The sequence below is a fragment of the Dellaglioa sp. CoH-57-MRSF-16 genome, from assembly GCF_056782055.1.
In genome coordinates, this window is the sequence record NZ_JBXAXZ010000201.1 from 1 (window position 1) to 257 (window position 257).

Genomic DNA, 257 nt, shown 5'->3' on the forward strand with positions numbered 1-257 from the left:
TCTTTGCCATTTACGGTACCCCACATATTCATATGGAACGGACCGTCGCCGCCTTTCTTCGAATACGTGCGCTCGATCGCGAAGTATGAGGCTTCGGCACCACACGCGCTGCACGTCGTTCCGTGCTTAGCAAAGCAGCGCAGGCGCTTGCTCGTGGTATGCACAAACAGCCCCGGTGCAACTTCCGAGCGAAGCTCCTTTTCGCGAAGACCCATGTCGGCGCGAATCGCACGAAGTCCCGTTTCGAGATCGAGGGT

The 257-nt window shown here is 57.6% G+C and carries 1 protein-coding gene; it reads right to left on the reverse strand.

All coding sequences use genetic code 11. The features are described from left to right. A partial coding sequence (locus tag AC1RPH_RS08420) for a hypothetical protein (protein WP_481762135.1) occupies nt 1-257 on the reverse strand: 257 nt, incomplete at both ends.